The sequence below is a fragment of the Methylobacterium sp. CCH5-D2 genome (genome assembly GCF_001556475.1).
GTDB classification, from domain to species: Bacteria; Pseudomonadota; Alphaproteobacteria; order Rhizobiales; family Beijerinckiaceae; genus Methylobacterium; species Methylobacterium hispanicum.
This window is the reverse complement of the sequence record NZ_LSIX01000034.1, coordinates 1-4,006: the sequence shown is the minus strand read 5'-3', so window position 1 is coordinate 4,006 and position 4,006 is coordinate 1. Positions and strand designations below refer to the sequence as shown.

The 4,006-nt window shown below is 73.4% G+C and carries 5 protein-coding genes; all 5 read left to right on the top strand.

From position 1 onward, the window contains the following. Window positions 1–692: (5-formylfuran-3-yl)methyl phosphate synthase (locus tag AX737_RS00735; protein WP_066918216.1), on the top strand; the 692-nt coding region annotated here is incomplete at its 5' end. Next, window positions 689–1,315 (top strand): uridylate kinase, encoded by a 627-nt coding sequence (locus AX737_RS00730; protein WP_066918213.1) that lies wholly within the window; start codon window positions 689–691, stop codon window positions 1,313–1,315. The genes AX737_RS00735 and AX737_RS00730, both read left to right, overlap by 4 nt. An 11-nt stretch (window positions 1,316–1,326) precedes the next feature. Then, on the top strand, window positions 1,327–2,883 hold the full coding sequence (locus AX737_RS00725) for a DUF6513 domain-containing protein (RefSeq protein ID WP_066918212.1): 1,557 nt from the start codon (window positions 1,327–1,329) through the stop codon (window positions 2,881–2,883). 4 nt (window positions 2,884–2,887) lie between these two features. Continuing rightward, on the top strand, window positions 2,888–3,484 hold the full coding sequence (locus tag AX737_RS00720) for a DUF447 domain-containing protein (RefSeq protein ID WP_066918210.1): 597 nt from the start codon (window positions 2,888–2,890) through the stop codon (window positions 3,482–3,484). A 24-nt stretch (window positions 3,485–3,508) separates the two neighbouring features. Next, the coding region (locus AX737_RS00715; protein WP_066918208.1) for an SRPBCC family protein at window positions 3,509–4,006 on the top strand (498 nt) is incomplete at its 3' end.

The following is a 4,006-nucleotide window of genomic DNA, read 5'->3' as shown; positions in this document are numbered from 1 at the left end:
ACCCCGCCCCGCCCCGCCTCCTCGTCAGCGTCCGCGACGTGGCCGAGGCCGAACGCGCCTGCGCGGCCGGCGCCGACCTCGTCGATGCCAAGGACCCGGAGCGCGGCGCGCTCGGCGCGCTGCCGGTCGCGACCGTGCGGGCGCTGGTGGAGCGCCTCGCGGGCCGCGCGGTCACCAGCGCGGTCGCGGGCGAGCCCGCCGCCGCGCAGATGGAGGCCACTGTCCGGGCGATGGCGGCGACCGGCGTCGACTACGTCAAGGTCGCGCTGCTCCCCGGCTGCCCCCCTGCCCTGCTCGCCGCCGCCGCCGCCGCCGCGCCCGGCCGGCTGATCGCGGTGCTGTTCGCCGAGGACGCGCCGGACGCCGGCCACGTCCCGGCGCTCGCCGCGGCGGGCCTTGCCGGCGCGATGATCGACACCGCCGGCAAGGACGGGCGGCGCCTCACCGACCTGCTCGACGGGCCGCATCTCTCCGCCTTCACCGCCGCCTGCCGGGTGCACGGGCTGCTCTCGGGCCTTGCCGGCTCGCTGCGGGTCTCCGACATCGCCGGGCTCGCCCGGCACGCGCCGGGCTATCTCGGCTTCCGCGGCGGCCTCTGCCGCGACGGCGACCGCCGCCGCGCCCTCGACGGCCGCGCGGTCGCCGAGGCGGTGCGGACCCTGCGGGCGCTCCCCGCCCGGGAGGCCGCGTGAGCGCGTCGCTCACCGTGGTGAAGCTCGGCGGCAGCTTGCTCGCCGATCCGGAGCGCCTGCGCGCCCGGCTGCGGCGGCTCGCGGCGGCCGCGGACGGTCCCTGCCTGATCGTGCCGGGCGGCGGCCCCTTCGCGGACGCGGTGCGGGCGGCGCAAGGGGCGCTCGGTTTCGACGATGCCCTCGCCCACCGCCTCGCCCTCGACGCGATGGGGCGGATGGCCGAGGTCTTCTTGGATCTGGAACCGGGGCTGCGGATCGAGCGGACCCTGCCTGATCAGGATGTGGGCGGGAGCCGCGACGAGGCTCCCTCTCCCGTGCGGGAGAGGGGACCCGCGACTGGGCCGGGCTTGGCGCGGGTGTGGGATCCCATGGCCCTGCGCGCCGGCCACCCCGACATCCCCGAATCCTGGGACGTCACCTCCGACAGCCTCGCGCTCTGGCTCGCCGGCCAAGTCGGCGCCGCCGCCTGCATCCTCGTGAAATCCTTAGGCCCCCCGCCCGGCACCGGCCCGGCGGAGTGGGCGCGCCTCGGCCTCGTGGACGCGGCCTTCCCCACCTTCGCGGCGCGTTACCGCGGCACCATCCGCATCGAGGGACCGGCCGAGGGCCGGGTCGCCGCGTGAGCCAGCCAGACGTGAGCCAGCCCGAGCACCTCGTCTTCATCACCGGCAAGCTCGCCCGCGCGCGCCTGGAGAAGGTCGCCGCCGGCCTGCCGGCCGAGCGCTTCGCCTGGAGCATCGCCGATTCGGGCGTGAAGGTCGCGGCGCTGATGACCGAGGAGATCATCCGCCGCCGCGTCACCCTGCCGGAGGGCGCGACCCGGGTGATCCTGCCCGGCCGCTGCCGCGCCGACCCGGAGGCGCTGGCCCGGCATTTCGGCGTGCCGGTCGAGCGCGGCCCCGACGAGATCGTGGATCTCCCCGCCCATCTCGGGCTCGCCGGGCGCACGGTGGACCTCTCGCGCCACGACCTGCGCATCTTCGCCGAGATCGTGGACGCCTCGAAGATGACGCCCGAGGCGATCCTGCAGAAGGGCCTCGACCTCGCCCGCCGCGGCGCCGACGTGATCGACCTCGGCGGGTTGCCGGACACCGCCTTCCCGCATCTCGAGGACACGGTGCGGCTGATGAAGGGGGCGGGGCTGACGGTCAGCGTCGATTCCTTCTCCCTCGACGAGCTGACCCGCGGGGCCAGGGCCGGGGCGGATTATCTCCTCAGCCTCAACGAGGAGACGCTCGACCTCGCCTTCGAGACCGGCGCGGTGCCGGTGCTGGTGCCGATGCGGCCCGACGACCTGCCCTCCCTCGACCGGGCGATCGAGCGGATGGAGCGGGCCGGCCTGCCCTACATGGCCGACCCGATCCTGGAGCCGATCCATTTCGGCTTCGTGGACTCGATCGCCCGCTACCGCGACGTGCGGGCGCGCTGGCCCGAGGCCGAGATGATGATGGGGACCGGCAACCTCACGGAGCTGACCGAGGCCGACAGCCTCGGCGTCACCGCGCTCTTGGCCGGCATGTGCTCGGAACTCGCCATCCGCAACGTGCTGATCGTGCAGGTCTCCAACCACACCCGCCGCACCGTGGAGGAACACGACGCCGCCCGGCGGGTGATGTACGCCGCCAAGGCCGACGCGGCGCTGCCCAAGGGCTACGGGCGGGCACTTCTGGCACTTCACGACAAGCGCCCCTTCGTGCAGACCCCCGACGAGATCGCGGCCCTTGCCGCGGAGGTGCGCGACCCGAACTATCGCATCGCCGTCGCCGAGGACGGCATCCACGTCTACAACCGCGACATCCACAGGGTCGGCACCGACGCGATGGCCTTCTTCCCCGAACTGAACGTGGCGAGCGACGGCGCCCACGCCTTCTATCTCGGGAACGAGCTGGCCAAGGCCGAGACCGCGTGGCGATTGGGCAAGCGCTACGTGCAGGACGAGCCCCTGGTCTGGGGCGCGGCGGCGGACGCCGAGGCCGAGGATACCACCGCCTTCAAGAAGGCCGGCCACACCCGGCATTCGGGCCCCGGCGGGCCGCCGCCGGGCACCCGCGACGCCCGCATTCCCGTCGAGGCCGATGCGAGCCCGCCCGAGACCATCGACGCCGCGGAAGCCCGCGCCGCGGTCGCGGTCGACGCAACGCCCAGTCCCAAGAAAAAGCTCGTCTGCGGCAGGCTGGTGGCCGAGGATTGAGACCGTGCCGCTGATCCTCGAGACCGTCGTCACCACCCTGTCGCCCGAGGGCGACCTGCATCTCGTGCCCTTCGGGCTGATCCGCGAGGACGACGCCTACGTGCTCGCCCCGTTCCGGCCCTCGCCGACGATCCGGAACCTGGAGGCCAACCCCCATTTCGCCGCGTCGAGCCCGCGCGACGTCCGGGTGATCGCGGGCGCGGTCACGGGCCGGCGCGACTGGCCGGTGGTGGATTGCGCGGCGATCCCCGGCAAGCGGCTGGCCGACAGCTTCGGCCACGCCGAGTTCGCGGTGGAGTCGGTCGCGGACGACGCCACCCGGCCGCGCTTCCGCGGACGGCTGATCGGGGCCCACGCCCACGAGCCCTTCATCGGCTACAACCGGGCGCAAGCCGCCGTGCTGGAGGCCGCGATCCTCTCGACGCGGCTGCACATGCTGAGCCCGGACAAGATCCTGGCTGAGATGGCCTATCTCGCCATCGCGATATCCAAGACGGCCGGGCCGCGCGAGCGCGAGGCCTGGGACTGGATCGAGGACAAGGTCGCGCAGGCCCTCGGCCGCAGCGAGCGGGTCCTCGCAAACCCCGGCGCCGCATCCTAGACGGCGCGCGAAGGAGAAACGTCCATGCGGTTCATGAGACTCGCGGCCGTGGCGGCGCTCGCCACGGTGTCGTTCACGGCCCAGGCCCACGGGCCGACCCGCCAGAAGATCTCGGAGTCGGTCGAGATCGACGCGCCCGCCGACAAGGTCTGGGCGGTGGTCGGCAACTTCCAGGACGGCAGCTGGATCCCGGTGGTCGAGAAGACCGAGGGCAAGGGCGGCAACGAGCCGAAGGCCACCCGCACGCTGACGCTGAAGGGCGGCGCCACGGTCGAGGAGGAGCTCGCCAAGTACGACGCCGACAAGAAGGCCCTGATGTACCGGATCAACAAGGTCGACGTGAAGACCCTGCCGGTGAACGACTACTCCTCGAACATCGAGGTCGAGGCGGAAGGCGCGAACAAGACCAAGGTGACGTGGCGCGGCGCCTTCTACCGCGGCTACATGAACAACGATCCGCCGCCGGACCTCAACGACGAGGCCTCGAAGAAGGCCGTCCAGGGCCTCTACCGCGCCGGCCTC